General features: G+C 56.9%; 17 protein-coding genes. 12 read left to right on the top strand and 5 right to left on the bottom strand.

Translation table 11 applies throughout. The features are described from left to right. Positions 1 to 627 precede the first annotated feature (627 nt). Complete coding sequence (locus BM007_RS05860) at positions 628 to 2,313, bottom strand: aspartate:alanine antiporter (RefSeq protein ID WP_014169303.1); 1,686 nt, start codon at positions 2,311 to 2,313, stop codon at positions 628 to 630. 273 nt (positions 2,314 to 2,586) lie between these two features. On the opposite strand from BM007_RS05860, the gene BM007_RS05855 reads away from it, so the two are divergent. Then, positions 2,587 to 2,961 (top strand): inner membrane protein YbjM, encoded by a 375-nt coding sequence (locus tag BM007_RS05855; protein WP_061715676.1) that lies wholly within the window; start codon positions 2,587 to 2,589, stop codon positions 2,959 to 2,961. Positions 2,962 to 2,991: 30 nt separating this feature from the next. Here BM007_RS05855 and BM007_RS05850 read toward each other — a convergent pair whose 3' ends face one another. Next, the gene (locus BM007_RS05850) at positions 2,992 to 3,261 is read right to left on the bottom strand and encodes a GrxA family glutaredoxin (protein ID WP_006809455.1); all 270 of its coding nucleotides are present in this window, start codon (positions 3,259 to 3,261) and stop codon (positions 2,992 to 2,994) included. 184 nt (positions 3,262 to 3,445) lie between these two features. Between BM007_RS05850 and nfsA the strand changes: the two genes are divergently transcribed. From nfsA to BM007_RS05795, 11 genes are all read left to right on the top strand, one after another. Next, positions 3,446 to 4,168: a nitroreductase NfsA gene (gene nfsA / locus BM007_RS05845; protein ID WP_024907858.1), complete on the top strand. Its 723-nt coding sequence runs from the start codon at positions 3,446 to 3,448 to the stop codon at positions 4,166 to 4,168. 69 nt (positions 4,169 to 4,237) lie between these two features. Continuing rightward, positions 4,238 to 5,140 carry a 30S ribosomal protein S6--L-glutamate ligase gene (rimK, locus tag BM007_RS05840; protein ID WP_024907857.1) on the top strand — a complete coding sequence of 301 codons (903 nt, stop codon included), beginning with the start codon at positions 4,238 to 4,240 and terminating at the stop codon, positions 5,138 to 5,140. Between the two features lie 63 nt (positions 5,141 to 5,203). Then, positions 5,204 to 5,680, top strand: a complete 477-nt coding sequence (locus BM007_RS05835) for a YbjN domain-containing protein (protein WP_003858385.1) — start codon at positions 5,204 to 5,206, stop codon at positions 5,678 to 5,680. 351 nt (positions 5,681 to 6,031) lie between these two features. Then, positions 6,032 to 7,144: a spermidine/putrescine ABC transporter substrate-binding protein PotF gene (potF, locus tag BM007_RS05830; RefSeq protein ID WP_024907856.1), complete on the top strand. Its 1,113-nt coding sequence runs from the start codon at positions 6,032 to 6,034 to the stop codon at positions 7,142 to 7,144. 102 nt (positions 7,145 to 7,246) lie between these two features. Beyond that, positions 7,247 to 8,380: a putrescine ABC transporter ATP-binding subunit PotG gene (potG, locus tag BM007_RS05825; RefSeq protein WP_024907855.1), complete on the top strand. Its 1,134-nt coding sequence runs from the start codon at positions 7,247 to 7,249 to the stop codon at positions 8,378 to 8,380. Between the two features lie 9 nt (positions 8,381 to 8,389). Beyond that, the gene (potH, locus tag BM007_RS05820; protein WP_090417589.1) at positions 8,390 to 9,343 is read left to right on the top strand and encodes a putrescine ABC transporter permease PotH; all 954 of its coding nucleotides are present in this window, start codon (positions 8,390 to 8,392) and stop codon (positions 9,341 to 9,343) included. Continuing rightward, positions 9,340 to 10,185, top strand: coding sequence for a putrescine ABC transporter permease PotI (gene potI, locus BM007_RS05815; RefSeq protein WP_023310934.1), 846 nt, complete (start codon positions 9,340 to 9,342; stop codon positions 10,183 to 10,185). Before potH ends, potI begins: the two co-directional genes overlap by 4 nt. A gap of 41 nt (positions 10,186 to 10,226) precedes the next feature. Continuing rightward, positions 10,227 to 10,724 (top strand): YbjO family protein, encoded by a 498-nt coding sequence (locus BM007_RS05810; RefSeq protein ID WP_090417587.1) that lies wholly within the window; start codon positions 10,227 to 10,229, stop codon positions 10,722 to 10,724. 40 nt (positions 10,725 to 10,764) lie between these two features. Next, entirely contained in the window at positions 10,765 to 11,892 is a 1,128-nt protein-coding gene (gene rlmC / locus BM007_RS05805) for a 23S rRNA (uracil(747)-C(5))-methyltransferase RlmC (protein ID WP_090417585.1), read from the top strand. Positions 11,893 to 11,964: 72 nt separating this feature from the next. Then, positions 11,965 to 12,657 carry a response regulator transcription factor gene (locus tag BM007_RS05800; RefSeq protein ID WP_061715672.1) on the top strand — a complete coding sequence of 231 codons (693 nt, stop codon included), beginning with the start codon at positions 11,965 to 11,967 and terminating at the stop codon, positions 12,655 to 12,657. After that, positions 12,654 to 14,123: a sensor histidine kinase gene (locus BM007_RS05795; RefSeq protein ID WP_090417583.1), complete on the top strand. Its 1,470-nt coding sequence runs from the start codon at positions 12,654 to 12,656 to the stop codon at positions 14,121 to 14,123. The genes BM007_RS05800 and BM007_RS05795 overlap by 4 nt, the downstream gene beginning before the upstream one ends. A 79-nt stretch (positions 14,124 to 14,202) precedes the next feature. Here the strand turns inward: BM007_RS05795 and artJ are convergent, their stop codons facing one another. The 3 genes from artJ to artQ all read right to left on the bottom strand — a co-directional run bounded on the left by artJ (position 14,203) and on the right by artQ (position 16,492). Then, the gene (gene artJ, locus BM007_RS05790) at positions 14,203 to 14,934 is read right to left on the bottom strand and encodes an arginine ABC transporter substrate-binding protein ArtJ (RefSeq protein ID WP_061715671.1); all 732 of its coding nucleotides are present in this window, start codon (positions 14,932 to 14,934) and stop codon (positions 14,203 to 14,205) included. 173 nt (positions 14,935 to 15,107) lie between these two features. After that, the gene (artM, locus tag BM007_RS05785; RefSeq protein ID WP_024907847.1) at positions 15,108 to 15,776 is read right to left on the bottom strand and encodes an arginine ABC transporter permease ArtM; all 669 of its coding nucleotides are present in this window, start codon (positions 15,774 to 15,776) and stop codon (positions 15,108 to 15,110) included. Further along, entirely contained in the window at positions 15,776 to 16,492 is a 717-nt protein-coding gene (gene artQ, locus BM007_RS05780) for an arginine ABC transporter permease ArtQ (protein ID WP_024907846.1), read from the bottom strand. The genes artM and artQ overlap by 1 nt, the downstream gene beginning before the upstream one ends. Positions 16,493 to 16,496: the final 4 nt, after the last annotated feature.

Raw genomic sequence — 16,496 nt, 5'->3', positions numbered from 1 at the left:
GAGCCCAGCTGACACCTAACAGTAGATACGGTCTTGAGAGTTTTCTGTCGGGAGCAATTGGTATGCTGACCTTCTTAAGCCTGACACTTCAATGTTAACATCCATTATATAGCATAATGCATTCATCAGAACTATACGCATGAACTTTTGCCTTACCGCTTAGACTGTCGTGAGCATTGATTCCATTATGAAAAGCTTTTTTCTGGCATGGCAGGATGGTCGTTACTGAAAAAATTATCTCGACACTTTTATGACACAAACCATTTGATACATCCCTGCCTTGCGACGAGTATTTAATATATTGATTTTAAATGTAAATTGCCAATATCTCTGCTGGATTTGAATCAGCAACCAAGCGATTATGGGACGCCTTGCTAAAAGATATTTGTCTATTCTGCCGCCATTATGTAGCTATAGTTATGAAAGATTGATCATAACCATATGATTTCATTAAATTTAATTTTCAGCCAACAAAAAACCCATCAACCTTGAACCAAAACGGCGGGGTTGATGGGCTCCACAAATTGGGGACATCAAAGAAAAGCAGTGGCACTAGTTATGACTGCCCCCTGATAAAAAAGTTCTGCACGTAACAAAAATATTTTCCGCCACGCGCATTCTTAGGAGTTATCCGAGTCCTGGCCAGATGATGATGATCAGCGTACCCGCCAGCGTCAGCAGCACGTTAGCGATAGCATACGTGCCCGCATAGCCCAGCGCCGGGATGTTGCTGCGCGCGGTATCGCTGATGATTTCCATGGCAGGCGCACAGGTACGCGCCCCCATCATCGCCCCGAAGAGCAGGGCGCGGTTCATGCGCAGCACGTAGGCACCGAACAGGAAGCAGATCACCACCGGTACCAGGCTGACGATAAGTCCGGAAACCAACATCTGCCAGCCGACGGCGCCGAGGCTGTGACCAATCCCGCTGCCCGCGCTTAAGCCCACGCCCGCCATAAAGACCATCAGACCGAACTCTTTCACCATGTTCAGCGCACCCTGCGGAATGTAGCCGAAGGTCGGGTGGTTCGCTCGCAGGAAGCCCAGCATGATCCCGGCGAACAGCAGACCGGCGGCATTACCGATGCCGAAGCTGAAGTTGCTGAACTGGAAGGTGATCATCCCGATCATCAGGCCAACGATAAAGAAGGCGCAGAAGGCCAGCAGGTCGGTGACCTGGCTGTGAATGGAGATAAAGCCGATGCGGTCGGCCACGGTTTTCACGCGGCGGGCGTCGCCGCTGACCTGCAGCACGTCGCCTTTGTTGAGCACCACGTTGTCGTCGATAGGCATCTCAATCTGGCTGCGGATCACGCGGTTGAGGAAGCAGCCGTGGTCGGTCAGCTTCAGCTGCGCCAGGCGGCGGCCCACGGCGTTATGGTTTTTCACCACGATCTCTTCGGTGACGATGCGCATGTCGAGCAGATCGCGGTCGAACACCTCTTTGCCGTTACGGAAGCTCGGGTCGAGACGGGCGTGGGCGTCCGGGTAACCCACCAGCGCGATGTCGTCACCCATCTGCAGCACCGCGTCGCCGTCCGGGTTCGCCAGAATGCCGTTGCGGCGGATACGTTCAATGTAGCAGCCCGTCTGGCGGTAAATCCCCAGCTCGCGCAGATTTTTACCGTCAGCCCATGCCACCAGCTCTGGCCCGACGCGATAGGCGCGGATCACCGGGAGATAGACTTTACGTTTGGAGTCGGTATCCAGACCGCGCTCGCGGGCGATTTGCTGGGCGCTGGTCTGCAAATCCTGGTGCTGCAGTTTGGGCAGGTAGCGTGCGCCGACAATCAGGCTCACCAGACCAATCAGATAGGTCAGGGCATAACCCAGGCTCAGGTGGTCAAGTGCGGTAGAAAGCTGCGCGCCGGCCATGCCGGAATGGCGCAGGGTATCACCGGCACCCACGAGCACAGGGGTGGAGGTCATGGAGCCTGCCAGCATACCGGCCGTTAACCCGATATCCCAGCCAAACAGTTTACCCAGCCCTAAGGCGATCAGCAGCGCGCTGCCGACCATTACCAGCGCCAGCATCAGATAATTTTTGCCGTCGCGGAAGAAAATTGAAAAAAAGTTCGGTCCTGCTTCCACGCCAACACAAAAAATAAACAGCATAAAACCTAAGTTGAGCGCGTCCGTGTTAATGCTGAAGTGCTGCTGGCCTAATAATAAGGAGACGACTAAAACGCCAATGGAATTACCAAGTTGAACTGAACCCAGGCGCAATTTACCCAGGCAAAGGCCCAGCGCCAGTACCACAAATAATAACAGGATGTAATTCCCATTTAACAAGTCTGCGACGTTTATATTCACGGAGGCTAACTTCTTGTTTACCAGTAAGTTGTTGAATGAAAGGACTTTTTGGGCTACTGTTTTCTGGGTCAGGGAAAGGCGTTAACGCTCCCTGTTTCCTGCTTTATTCCCTAAAACATTAGCTGGCGTGTAGTTTAATCGCATTAGCTACTGACAGCTACTGATTATCGCATCACCCTGTGCGTACTTTGGCAAGGATTGCCGCATTGCTTTATCTGACTGGGCGTCTACCCGACGAAAGTGTATTTGATAGAGATAAGTCAGGAGGATAGTTTGAACACTAAACGAAACTGGGCGGGGGTGATCAGCTGCTTTTTGCTGTTCACGGTCGTATGCATGTCGCTTGCTTTTAACGTGAAAGGGGCATTCAGGGCGTCGGGTCATCCGGAGCTGGGGCTGCTCTTTTTTACGCTGCCGGGGGCTGCTGCCAGTTTTCTCTCCCGTAAAGGGGAGGTGGTGAAGCCGCTGCTGGGCGCCATGCTGGCCGCGCCGCTCTGTTTGCTGCTGATGCGCTTGCTCTATATTTCAACGCGGAGTTTCTGGCAGGAACTGGCATGGTTGATGAGCGCCGTATTCTGGTGCGCCCTTGGCGCGCTCTGCTACTTATTTGTGCGCAGTCTGCTTCAGCACCGACGGCACCACAAATAAAAACGCCCTCTCGGTGAGGGCGTCCTTTCATTACTGAGCGGCAAACAGGCCCAGATGCTCTTTGGCGTAAGCTTCAAAGTCAGTGCAGCCGCCGATGTGTTTCTGATCGAGGAAGATCTGCGGTACGGTTTCAACCGGCTTGCCGACGGTTTTTTCGAGATCCGCTTTGGTGATGCCTTCCGCGTGGATATCCACGTAGCGGAAGTTGAAGTCATCGCGCTCTTCGGTCAGTTTCTCAGCCAGCTCTTTCGCGCGCACACAGTAAGGGCACCCTGGACGACCAAAAATTACTGCAAACATTTCTCTCTCCTCAAAAAACAAGCCTGACGGCGAATAGGACATATAGTGCCCGATAACCTGCCGCCATTAAAGAAGGTTTCGCCTGTCGCTTTGATACAGTCAGGCTATGTTTCGCCAATTACATCGCGCAGATCATTGCCTATACTGGCTGCAATACGTATTAAGCACGACAAAGAGAGACAAGATGACACCCACGATTGACCTGCTCCGTTCCCACCGTTCCATTCGCCACTTCACCGATGAGCCGATTACCGAGGCGCAGCGTAACGCGATCATCGACAGCGCCAGGGCGACCTCGAGCTCGAGCTTCCTGCAGTGCACCTCCATTATCCGCATCACCGACCCGGCCATGCGTGAGCAACTGGTGACGCTGACCGGCGGGCAGAAGCATGTGGCGCAGGCAGCGGAGTTCTGGGTGTTCTGCGCCGACTTTAACCGTCATCTGCAGATCTGCCCTGAGGCCGAGCTGGGGCTGGCCGAACAGCTGCTGCTGGGCGTGGTGGATACCGCGCTGATGGCGCAAAACGCCTTCACGGCGGCGGAGTCGCTGGGGTTAGGCGGTGTCTACATCGGCGGCCTGCGTAATAACATCGAAAGCGTGACCGAGCTGCTGAAGCTGCCAAAACACGTGCTGCCGCTGTTTGGCCTGTGCCTCGGCTGGCCGGCGGATAACCCGGATCTGAAGCCGCGCATTCCTGCGGCGATGCTGGTGCACGAAAACCACTACCAGCCGGTCGATCAGGATGTCCTGAATCAATACGATGAAGAGCTGGCGAACTACTACATGACGCGCGGCAGCAATAACCGTCGTGATACCTGGACCGACCATATTCGTCGCACCATCATTAAAGAAAATCGCCCGTTTATTCTTGATTATCTGCACAAACAGGGCTGGGCGACGCGATAGTCCATTTATCCTGTGCCTGCCTGCGTATATGATACGCAGGCTTTTTCCATGTCTTCAGAGAGGTGCAGGGTGAAAATTGCCATATTGTCCCGGGATGGAACGCTCTATTCATGTAAACGCCTGCGTGAGGCGGCGGCGAAACGCGGGCATCAGGTTGAGATCCTCGACCCGATGTCCTGCTACATGAACATCGACCCGGCCGCCTCGTCGATTCACTACAAAGGCCGCAAGCTGCCGCACTTCGATGCGGTCATCCCCCGCATCGGCTCCCAGATTACCTACTACGGCACCGCCGCGCTGCGCCAGTTCGAGATGCTGGGCAGCTATCCTCTCAACGAATCCGTTGCTATTTCCCGCGCCCGCGACAAGCTGCGCTCGCTGCAGCTCCTTGCTCGTCAGGGGATCGATCTCCCCGTCACGGGGATTGCCCATTCACCGGACGACACCAGCGATCTGATCGACATGGTGGGCGGCGCCCCTTTGGTGATCAAGCTGGTGGAAGGCACCCAGGGCATTGGCGTGGTGCTGGCGGAGACGCGTCAGGCAGCGGAGAGCGTGATTGACGCCTTCCGCGGGCTGAATGCCCACATTCTGGTGCAGGAGTATATTGAAGAGGCCAAAGGGCGCGACATCCGCTGCTTCGTCGTGGGAAACGAGGTGGTAGCGGCCATTGAGCGCCAGGCCAAAGAGGGCGACTTCCGCTCTAATCTTCACCGGGGCGGCATTGCAAGAATCGCTGATATCAGCGACCGCGAGCGGGAAATTGCGGTGAAAGCCGCGCAAACCCTGGGGCTGGACGTGGCGGGTGTAGATCTTCTGCGCGCGACGCGCGGGCCGCTGGTCATGGAGGTGAACGCCTCGCCCGGGCTGGAAGGCGTGGAAAAAACCACAGGTGTCGATATTGCGGGTAAAATGATCTCATGGATCGAGCGTCATGCCACGCCGGGTTACTGTCTGAAAACGGGTGGTTAAATGGATTACCGCGCGCTTTTTGAGTACCCTATGCGAAGTTTTTATTAAAGAGGCTGCATCGCGATGGATTTACAGGTCGTACCTACACTGGATACGTTACGTCAATGGCTTGATGATGCCGGAATTACGTTCTTCGAATGCGATTCCTGCCAGGCGCTGCATCTGCCTCATATGCAGAATTTCGACGGCATTTTCGATGCCAAAATCGATCTCATTAACGACGTGATCCTTTTCTCCGCGCTGGCCGAAGTGAAGCCGTCCGCGCTGCTGGCGCTGGCCTCCGACCTGTCGGCCATCAATGCCAGTTCTTTGACGGTGAAGGCATTTCTCGACATACAGGATGATAATCTGCCAAAACTGGTCGTTTGCCAGTCTTTATTCTCCGGGGCAGGGCTGTCGTTCAAGCAGTTCGCCTGGTTTATGCGCTTGAGCGAAGAGCAAATTTCGATGGTGATGATGGAAGCCAATGCACACCATCTGCTGTATAGCGCGGAAGATGATGCAGAGAATAATGATGCATCTCCCAATTTTCTTCACTAAGCCTGTCTGACTTTTGCGCAGTCGCTGCCATGGCGGCTGCAGAAGGCCATTTTTTCTGCTGCTTTTAACCTTTCTTTAAAGAATTATTCACCTCCCTGAAGGCCGTTTCGGCTTATCACGTAGACATAACCTGCATAAAAAATTGATAAAAGGCGTTTTTTCGTCTGGGCTATAGCCGGGGACACGGGCTACAGTTATTCTTGCGATGCTTAAAAAAGCGAGCGGAAACTGCCGGGTAAAGAGGTTTCTTTTTATTTTGGGCAGAGCGACAAACTATGCATGATTATTGCATATCTTCAGATTGCACAGTTTTAGTTCGTTTGTTAACGAGCTTTCAGAAGGAATAACACTATGATCGCCTTGAATAAAAAATGGTTATCGGGTCTGGTTGCGGGTGCTCTGATGGCCGTCTCTGCCGGCACGCTCGCTGCGGAACAAAAAACGCTGCACGTTTATAACTGGTCTGACTATATTGCGCCGGACACGGTGGCAAATTTTGAAAAAGAGACCGGCATTAAAGTGGTCTATGACGTGTTCGATTCCAACGAAGTTCTGGAAGGAAAACTGATGGCGGGCAGCACCGGGTTTGACCTCGTGGTGCCTTCCGCAAGCTTCCTGGAACGTCAGCTAACGGCAGGCGTTTTCCAGCCGCTGGACAAGAGCAAGTTACCGAACTGGAAAAACCTCGATCCGGAGGTGCTGAAGCTGGTGGCCAAGCATGACCCGGACAACAAATACGCCATGCCTTACCTGTGGGCGACTACCGGTATCGGCTACAACGTTGATAAAGTCAAAGCGGTGCTGGGCCCGGACGTGAAGCTGGACAGCTGGGACGTGGTGCTGAAGCCGGAAAACCTTGAGAAGCTGAAAAGCTGCGGCGTCTCCTTCCTCGATGCGCCGGAAGAGATTTTCGCCACCGTGCTGAACTACCTGGGCAAAGACCCGAACAGCAGTAAAGCCGATGATTACACCGGTCCGGCGACCGATCTGCTGCTGAAGCTGCGTCCAAACATTCGTTACTTCCACTCGTCCCAGTACATTAACGACCTGGCGAACGGCGACATCTGCGTCGCGATCGGCTGGGCAGGGGACGTATGGCAGGCGGCTAACCGCGCGAAAGAGGCGAAAAACGGCGTGAACGTCTCTTACTTCATTCCGAAGGAGGGGGCGCTGGCCTTCTTTGACGTCTTCGCGATGCCGACTGACGCTAAAAACAAAGACGAAGCGTATCAGTTCCTCAACTACCTGATGCGTCCTGACGTGATCGCCCACATCAGCGACCACGTTTACTACGCGAACGGTAACAAGGCCTCCGTGCCGCTGGTGAGCGAAGAGATCCGCAATAACCCGGCTATCTATCCGCCAGCGGATGTGTTCGCCAAGCTCTTCACCCTGAAAGTACAGGATCCAAAAATCGACCGCGTGCGTACCCGCGCGTGGACCAAGGTGAAAAGCGGTAAATAAGCTACCGTGAGTCACAGGCCGGGCAAGCGAAGCGTGTCCGGCAACAGGCGCACCGTTCTGGTGCGCCTGCACCATGATTTGATCTCTACCGGAGAACACCCCGTGAATGACGCGATCCCCCGCCCGCAGGCGAAAGTCCGTAAAGCGCTGACCCCGCTTCTTGAAATACGTAACCTCACCAAATCTTTCGATGGCCAGCATGCCGTGGACGACGTCAGCCTGACGATCTATAAAGGCGAAATTTTTGCCCTTCTGGGGGCCTCTGGCTGCGGTAAATCGACCCTGCTGCGTATGCTGGCCGGTTTTGAACAGCCCACTGCCGGGCAGATCATGCTTGATGGCGTGGATCTCTCCAGCGTGCCGCCGTATCAGCGCCCGATTAACATGATGTTCCAGTCTTACGCGCTGTTCCCGCACATGACGGTGGAGCAGAACATCGCCTTTGGCCTGAAGCAGGACAAACTGCCGAAAGCGGAAATTACCGCGCGCGTGGCCGAGATGCTGAGCCTGGTGCACATGCAGGAGTTCGCGAAGCGTAAGCCGCACCAGCTCTCCGGCGGCCAGCGCCAGCGCGTGGCCCTGGCCCGCAGCCTGGCAAAACGCCCGAAACTCTTGCTGCTCGATGAACCGATGGGCGCGCTGGATAAAAAACTGCGCGACCGTATGCAGCTCGAAGTGGTCGATATCCTCGAGCGCGTGGGGGTGACCTGCGTGATGGTGACCCACGACCAGGAAGAAGCCATGACCATGGCTGGACGTATCGCGATCATGAACCGCGGCAAGTTCGTGCAGATTGGCGAGCCGGAAGAGATTTATGAGCATCCGACCACCCGCTACAGCGCGGAGTTCATTGGCTCGGTTAACGTCTTCGAAGGGCTGCTGAAAGATCGTCAGGAGGATGGCCTGGTTATCGAATCGCCGGGGCTGCAGCATCCGCTTAAGGTCGATCCTGATAACTCTGTGGTGGATAACGTGCCGGTCTACGTCGCACTGCGTCCGGAGAAAATCATGCTCTGTGAGGATCCGCCTGCCGATGGCTATAACTTTGCCGTGGGCGAAGTGGTGCACATTGCCTATCTGGGCGATCTGTCCATCTACCACGTGCGCCTGAAAAGTGGGCAGATGCTCAGCGCGCAGCTGCAGAACGAACATCGCTATCGCAAGGGGCAGCCGACCTGGGGCGACGAAGTGCGCCTGTGCTGGGACGCTGACAGTTGCGTTGTGCTGACGGTATAAGGAGCGATCATGAGCACACTTGAACCTCCAGCCCGCTTAGAAAAGCCGGGCGCCATTGCCGGTTTACTGACGCGCATGCAGATGAAACACGGCCGCAAGCTGGTGATCGCCATGCCGTACGTGTGGCTGATCCTGCTTTTCCTGCTGCCGTTCCTGATTGTTTTCAAGATAAGCCTGGCGGAAATGGCGCGGGCGATCCCGCCCTATACTAACCTGCTGGACTGGGCCGACGGGCAGCTGACGCTGACGCTTAATCTCGGCAACTTCCTGCAGCTCACCGACGACCCGCTCTATTTCGAAGCCTATCTGCAGTCGCTGCAGGTGGCGGCGATCTCGACGCTCTGCTGTCTGGTGATGGGCTACCCGCTGGCGTGGGCGGTGGCGCACAGCAAGCCGTCGACGCGTAACATCCTGCTGCTGCTGGTAATTTTGCCGTCGTGGACCTCGTTCCTGATCCGCGTTTACGCCTGGATGGGGATCCTGAAAAACAACGGCGTGCTGAATAACTTTCTCATGTGGCTCGGGGTTATCGATCAGCCGCTGACGATCCTGCACACCAACCTCGCGGTCTATATCGGCATCGTGTACGCCTATCTGCCGTTTATGGTGCTGCCGATCTATACGGCGCTGACGCGTATTGATTATTCGCTGGTGGAGGCGTCGCTCGATCTCGGCGCGCGCCCGTTAAAAACCTTCTTCAGCGTCATTGTCCCGCTGACCAAAGGCGGCATCATCGCCGGGTCGATGCTGGTCTTTATCCCGGCGGTCGGGGAGTTTGTGATCCCGGAACTGCTTGGAGGCCCGGACAGCATCATGATTGGCCGCGTGCTGTGGCAGGAGTTCTTCAATAACCGCGACTGGCCGGTGGCCTCTGCGGTGGCGATTGTGATGCTCCTGCTGCTGATCGTGCCGATCATGTGGTTCCACAAGCATCAGCAGAAACAGATGGGAGATCACGGATGAACAACTTACCGGTAGTGCGCTCCCCGTGGCGGATAGCGATCCTCGTTATCGGCTTTACCTTCCTGTATGCGCCGATGCTGATGCTGGTGATCTACTCGTTTAACAGCTCCAAGCTGGTGACGGTCTGGGCAGGCTGGTCGACGCGCTGGTACAGCGAGCTGTTCCACGATGATGCGATGATGAGCGCGGTGGGGCTGAGCCTGACCATTGCGGCGCTGGCGGCGACCATGGCGTCGGTGCTGGGTACGATCGCCGCGCTGGTGATGGTGCGCTTCGGGCGTTTTCGCGGTTCGAACGGCTTCGCCTTTATGATCACCGCACCGCTGGTCATGCCGGACGTGATCACCGGTCTCGCGCTGCTGCTGCTGTTCGTGGCCCTGGCGCACGCCATCGGCTGGCCGGCGGATCGCGGCATGCTCACCATCTGGCTGGCGCATGTCACCTTCTGTACGGCCTACGTGGCGGTGGTGATCTCCTCGCGCCTGCGCGAGCTGGATCGCTCTATTGAAGAGGCGGCGATGGATCTTGGCGCGACGCCGCTGAAGGTCTTTTTCATCATCACCCTGCCGATGATTATGCCTGCGGTGATCTCCGGCTGGCTGCTGGCGTTTACGCTGTCGCTGGACGATCTGGTTATCGCCAGCTTTGTCTCCGGACCGGGGGCGACAACGCTGCCGATGCTGGTCTTCTCCAGCGTGCGTATGGGGGTCAACCCGGAGATCAACGCCCTGGCCTCTATCATCCTCGGCGTGGTCGGAATTGTCGGATTTATCGCCTGGTATTTGATGGCGCGCGCGGAAAAACAGCGCGTGCGCGATATCCAGCGTGCAAGACGCGGCTGAAGGATTTAAAATTTCCAGTGATGTGCCGCGCATGACGCGGCATTGTTTTTCAGGGAAGTAAAACATTGGGATTATTAAAAAAATCACGTATTACGCACGCGCGTCCTAACGTACCTGCACTGGTTCAGGTGGCGGCGCTCGCCATTATTATGATCCGCTGCCTGGACGTGCTGATGATTCTGAATACCCTGGGCGTGCGCGGCATCGGTGAATTCATTCACCGCAGCGTGCAGACGTGGAATCTGACGCTGGTCTTTTTGAGCAGCCTGGTGCTGGTGTTTATCGAGATCTACTGCGCGTTTTCGCTGGTCAAAGGGCGCAACTGGGCGCGCTGGGTCTATCTGCTGACGCAGATTACCGCGGCGAGCTATCTGTGGGCCGCCTCGCTGGGGTATGGCTACCCGGAGCTGTTCAGCATTGCCGGTGAATCCAAACGCGAGATCCTGCGCGCGCTGTTTATGCAAAAACTGCCGGACATGCTGGTGCTCTTTCTACTCTTCGTTCCGGCTTCCAGTCGGCGGTTCTTCCGCCTGCAATAATGTGTATAATCGCAGCCCTCGTGATTCTTAAGGTTTTCATATGCAGTGCGCACTCTATGACGCCGGACGCTGCCGCTCCTGTCAGTGGATAGAACAGCCGGTCTCTCAACAACTCACCGCCAAAATGGCCGACCTGCAACAGCTGCTGGCAGCGCACGCGGTGGGCGAATGGTGCGCACCCGTCAGCGGCCCGGAGCAGGGTTTCCGTAATAAAGCCAAAATGGTGGTCAGCGGCAGCGTGGAAAAACCGCTGCTGGGGATGCTGCACCGCGACGGCACGCCGGAAGACTTAACCGACTGCCCGCTGTATCCCGCCTCCTTTGCGCCGGTCTTTGCGGCGCTTAAGCCGTTTATCGCGCGGGCGGGGTTAACGCCCTACAGCGTGGCCCGCAAGCGCGGCGAGCTGAAGTACCTTCTGTTGACCGAAAGCCAGATCGACGGCGGCATGATGCTGCGCTTTGTGCTGCGCTCTGAAACCAAGCTGGCGCAGCTTCGCGCGGCGCTGCCGTGGCTGCAGGCGCAACTCCCGCAGCTAAAAGTCATTACGGCGAATATTCAGCCGGTGCATATGGCGATCATGGAAGGTGAGAAAGAGATTTTCTTCACCGACCAGCACGCGCTGGCGGAGAGCTTCAACGGCGTTCCGCTGTGGATCCGCCCGCAAAGCTTCTTCCAGACCAACCCGACCGTGGCAAGCGGCCTGTACGCTACCGCCCGCGACTGGGTTCGAGCGTTGAACGTTCACCACATGTGGGATCTATTCTGCGGCGTGGGCGGGTTTGGCCTGCATTGCGCCACGCCGGAGATGCAGCTCACCGGGATTGAGATCTCTGCCGAAGCGATTGCCTGCGCGAAACAGTCCGCCGCCGAACTGGGGTTAACGAACCTGCGCTTCCAGGCGCTGGACTCCACGCAGTTCGCGACCGGCCAGGGCAACGTGCCTGAGCTGGTGCTGGTCAACCCGCCGCGCCGCGGCATCGGCAATGCGCTGTGCGACTACCTGAGCCAGATGGCGCCAGAGTACATCATCTATTCCAGCTGCAACGCGCAGACCATGGCGAAAGACATTGCGCACCTACCGGGCTATCGCATTGAACGCGTTCAGCTTTTTGATATGTTCCCGCATACCGCGCACTATGAAGTGCTGACGTTGCTCGTAAAATCTTAAACAAAATGTGAACTCTTCATCCCGGCGAAATCAGGTAAGCTTACGTCATAAGAAATGAATGAAGGCTTACTCATGAAGCAGATCCTGCTGGTGGAAGACGACCACGATATCGCGGCGCTTCTGCAACTCAATTTAGAAGACGAAGGCTACGCCATCACCCACGAGCCCGACGGGGGCAACGCCCTGCAGCGTCTTGAAGCCCATACGTGGGATGCGGTGATCCTCGACCTGATGCTGCCCAAGGTTGACGGTCTGGAGATTTGCCGCCGCATCCGTCAGATGACGCGCTACCTGCCGGTGATCATCATCAGCGCCCGCAGCAGCGAAACCGACCGCATCACCGGGCTGGAAACCGGCGCCGACGACTATCTGGCTAAGCCGTTCTCCGTGCAGGAGCTGATTGCGCGCATCAAAGCGCTGTTTCGTCGCCAGCAGGCGATGGGGCAGGCGCAAACCGACGGACACATTCAGGCGCACGGACTGACCATCGATCCGCTGGCGCGCAGCGTGCTGCTTCACGGCCAGGTGGTGGACCTCACCCCGCGCGAGTTCGAGCTGCTGTACTTTTTTGCCCGTCATCCCGGCGAGGTGTTTTCGCGTCTGGCGCTGCTGGAGCAGGTCTGGGGCTACCAGCACGAGGGCTACGAACACACCGTTAACACCCACATCAACCGCCTGCGCATTAAGATTGAGAAGGACGCCGCCGAGCCGGAGATCATTCGCACCGTCTGGGGCAAGGGCTATAAATTTGCGGAGCCGCAATGATGCGTCGCTTTAGCCTGAGCCAGCGCCTGACGCTGCTCTTCATCCTGCTGATGATGCTCTGCGCCGCCGTCGCCTGCGCGGTACAGCTCTACAGCAGCATGCAGTACGGTAACGCGATGGTGCAGCGTTTGTCGGGCGGGCTGGCGCAGCAGATAGTCCAGCGCGAACCGATTCTGGACGCGCAGGGCCGGGTCGACCGCAGCGCGCTGAAACCGCTGTTTGGCCGGCTGATGACCTTTAATCCGAGCGTTGAGCTCTACGTTATCTCTCCTGACGGCGATATCCTCGCCGATGCTGCCCCGCCGGGCCATATTCAGCGGCAAAAAATCGACCTGGCGCCGGTGCAGAGCTTCCTGAGCGGCACTGCCATGCCGGTACTGGGCGACGATCCGCGCAGTCAAAATCAAAAAGTCTTCAGCGCCACGCCGCTGCGGCAGGACGGCGAGCTGAAAGGCTATCTGTACATTATCTTGCAGGGCGAGGAGTCAAACGCTCTGGCGGAAATGGCCTGGCACAAGGCGCTGTGGAGTACCGTCCTGTGGTCACTGCTGTGGGTCGCGCTGTTTGGGCTGCTGGCAGGGCTGCTGGTCTGGTACTGGGTCACGCGCCCGGTCAAACAGCTGACGGTGGAAGTGGCCGGGCTGGAGCAGGACAGCATAAGCGCAATCAGGCTGCTGGCGGCACAGACGCCGGACGCGGCGGCAAAAGATGAAGTGGCGATCCTGCGCAACAGCTTTATCGAGCTGGCGCGCAAAATCACCCGCCAGTGGGATCAGCTGGCCGACAGCGATCGCCAGCGCCGGGAGTTTATCGCCAACATTTCGCACGATCTCCGCACGCCGCTGACCTCGCTGCTGGGCTATCTGGAAACCCTTTCGCTAAAATCCGCCACGCTGACGCCGCAGGAGCACCAGCAGTATCTCGCCACCGCGCTGCGTCAGGGGCAAAAAGTCCGTCATCTTTCGCAGCAGCTGTTTGAGCTGGCGCGCCTTGAGCACGGCGGCATTAAACCCCAGCGCGAACGGTTCGCGATGGGAGAGCTGATTTCCGACGTGGCGCAGAAGTTTGAGCTCACCGCCCGCACGCGAGAGGTCAATCTGCATATTGACGTGCCGGGGCCGCTGCCGCTGATAAACGCCGATGTGTCGATGATCGAACGCGTGGTGACCAACCTGCTCGATAACGCGATGCGCCATACGCCAGCTGGCGGGGAAATTCGTCTGGCGGTCTGGCAGGAGAATGAACGGCTGCAGGTCGAAGTGGCCGACAGCGGAACGGGCGTGGATGCCTCGCTGCGCGACGATCTGTTCCAGCGGCCATCGGCGCTCAATACCCAGGCGTCGAGAGAGAATCGCGGCGGGTTGGGGCTATTAATCGTGAAACGGATGCTGGAGCTGCACGGCGGCGGGATCAGGCTGATGGAGTCGGTGAGCGGGGCGCGGTTCAGGTTCTTTGTGCCGCTTTGAGAAATTGCCGGGTGGCGGCTTCGCCTTACCCGGCCTACAGACTACCACCCCCGTAGGCCAGGTCACCCGGCAAAAAAGGTTACTGCGGGAACCACTGCTCGCTGATTTTCTGATACGTACCGTCCGCTTTAATCGCTTTCAGCGCGCCGTTCAGTTTTTCCAGCAGGGCTTTGTTATCCGGACGTACCGCGATGCCGAGGCCCGTACCGAAGTACTGTGGATCGGTCACTTTTTCCGTTGCGGTGCCCAGCTGCGGATTGGTTTTCAGCCATTCGTTCACCACGGCGGTATCGCCGAAGACGCCGTCGATACGGCCATTTTTCAGGTCGATAATCGCGTTCTGGTAGCTGTCATAGGCCACGGTTTTCACTTCCGGATGTTTGTCCTGCAGGTATTTCTGGTGCGTGGTGCCGTTTTCCATCCCGATGCGTTTGCCTGTCAGCTGATCGAAAGAGGTATAAGCGCCTTTCTTTGCAATCACCACCGCCGAGTTGGCGTAGTACGGGTCGGTGAACGCGACCTGCTTGCTGCGCTCAGGCGTGATGTCCATCCCGGAGATCACCGCATCGTATTTTTTGAACTTCAGCGACGGGATCAGGCTGTCGAAGGCATGGTTGGTAAAGGTGCAGTCGGCCTGCATCTGTTTGCACAGCGCTTTCGCCAGATCGATATCGAAACCGACGATCTGGTTGCTGGCATCCAGCGACTCAAACGGCGGATAGGTGGCGGAGACGCCGAAATTGATTTTATCCGCAGCGGATGCGCCAGCGGCGAAGGTGGCGAGTAATGCGGCCAGAACTAACTTTTTCATTGTAATGCTCCCGTCTGTCTTATTGATGCGCCGTGTCTGCGGCCTGGATGTACAATGCCAGTTAATGAATTTGTATGCAATAAAAATGATTAAATATTGTGTTTGTTGCAAAAAAAAGCGGATAACCCATCAGGTTACCCGCTTTATAAATACCGTTTTATGCATTCGCGTGGTTAATTTCTGCGCTCAAACGCCAACGCTTTACGCTCGATCAGGCGCATCATCAGCGTCAGCAGACCGTTCACCACCAGATACACCACACCCGCCGCGCCGAACACCATTACGTCATAGGTGCGTCCATACAGCAGCTGTCCGTGACCCATTACTTCCATCAGGGTGATGGTGTAGGCCAGCGAGGTACTTTTGAACACCAGCACCACTTCGTTGGAATAGGAGGAGAGGGCGCGCTTAAAGGCGTACGGCAGCAGGATCGCCAGCGTGTCTTTCTTGCTCATGCCCAGCGCCCCGCAGGACTGCCACTGGCCTTCCGGGATGGCGCGGATCGCCCCGTAGAACAGCTGGGTGGTATAGGCCGCGCTGTTCAGCGAAAGGGCAATCAGGGCACACAGCCACGGCTCAGAGAGCAGATGCCAGATAACCGGATAGTCCTGCAGCGACGGGAACTGGCCCGGGCCGTAGTAAATCAGGAAGATCTGCACCAGCAGCGGCGTACCGGTGAAGAGGGTGATGTAACCGCGCACAATCCACACCAGCACCGGCGTTTTCAGCGTCAGGATGATGGTGAAGATAAGGGCCAGGATCAGCGCCACGATAATGGACGCCACGGTCAGCGTCAGGCTGGTGTGCAGCCCTTTCATCAACTCGGGAAAGTATTCAAGCATCAGCCTGGTCTCCGTTCAAAGCGCGTCGCACGCAGGTCAATACGCTTGAGGATGTACTGACTGAGCAACGTGATCACCAGGTAGATCGCCGCAGCCACAATGTACCAGGTAAACGGCTCCTGGGTACGGGTGGCGATGCTTTTGGTTTGCAGCATCAAATCGTTAACGCTGATCAGGCTCACCAGCGCGGTATCTTTCAGCAGCACCAGCCACTGGTTGCCGAGCCCCGGCAGGGCATGACGCCACATCTGCGGCATCACCAGACGGAAAAAGATGGCGGATTTCGACAACCCTAACGCCTGACCCGACTCCCATTGTCCCTGCGGCACGGCTTTCAGCGCACCGCGCAGGGTTTGCGACGCGTACGCGGAGTAGAGCAGGGAGAGGGCAATCACGCCGCACAGGAACGGGCTAACGTCGAAGTTATCAATCTGCATCTGCACCGGGATCTGCGCAAAACCGAGATTGAGGGTGAAGCCGTCAGACAGCGTGAGCAGCAGCTGCGAAGAGCCGAAATAGATAAACAGGACCACCAGAATTTCCGGTAGCCCACGCAGCACGGTGACCAGCGCGGAGCCTGTCCAGGCGACGGGGAACCATTTCGCGGATTCCCACACCGCAAAGAACATCGCCAGCACGAGGCCGATAATCAGTGCGCAAACGGCAAGGCCGACGGTCATCCCGGCGGCACTTGCTAAAGGAAAAATTTCATTCATCAGG

Source organism: Enterobacter sp. NFIX59 (assembly GCF_900113755.1).
Classification (GTDB): Bacteria; Pseudomonadota; Gammaproteobacteria; order Enterobacterales; family Enterobacteriaceae; genus Enterobacter; species Enterobacter pseudoroggenkampii.
This window is presented reverse-complemented; position numbering and strand designations above follow the sequence as displayed.

Coding starts and splice junctions, on each gene's coding strand:
- potF (WP_024907856.1), top strand. CDS start 6,032: ATGATCGCCTTGAATAAAAAATGGTTATCGGGTCTGGTTGCGGGTGCT.
- BM007_RS05850 (WP_006809455.1), bottom strand. CDS start 3,261: ATGTTTGCAGTAATTTTTGGTCGTCCAGGGTGCCCTTACTGTGTGCGC.
- rlmC (WP_090417585.1), top strand. CDS start 10,765: ATGCAGTGCGCACTCTATGACGCCGGACGCTGCCGCTCCTGTCAGTGG.
- artM (WP_024907847.1), bottom strand. CDS start 15,776: ATGCTTGAATACTTTCCCGAGTTGATGAAAGGGCTGCACACCAGCCTG.
- BM007_RS05800 (WP_061715672.1), top strand. CDS start 11,965: ATGAAGCAGATCCTGCTGGTGGAAGACGACCACGATATCGCGGCGCTT.
- artQ (WP_024907846.1), bottom strand. CDS start 16,492: ATGAATGAAATTTTTCCTTTAGCAAGTGCCGCCGGGATGACCGTCGGC.
- potI (WP_023310934.1), top strand. CDS start 9,340: ATGAACAACTTACCGGTAGTGCGCTCCCCGTGGCGGATAGCGATCCTC.
- nfsA (WP_024907858.1), top strand. CDS start 3,446: ATGACACCCACGATTGACCTGCTCCGTTCCCACCGTTCCATTCGCCAC.
- potH (WP_090417589.1), top strand. CDS start 8,390: ATGAGCACACTTGAACCTCCAGCCCGCTTAGAAAAGCCGGGCGCCATT.
- BM007_RS05835 (WP_003858385.1), top strand. CDS start 5,204: ATGGATTTACAGGTCGTACCTACACTGGATACGTTACGTCAATGGCTT.
- BM007_RS05795 (WP_090417583.1), top strand. CDS start 12,654: ATGATGCGTCGCTTTAGCCTGAGCCAGCGCCTGACGCTGCTCTTCATC.
- artJ (WP_061715671.1), bottom strand. CDS start 14,934: ATGAAAAAGTTAGTTCTGGCCGCATTACTCGCCACCTTCGCCGCTGGC.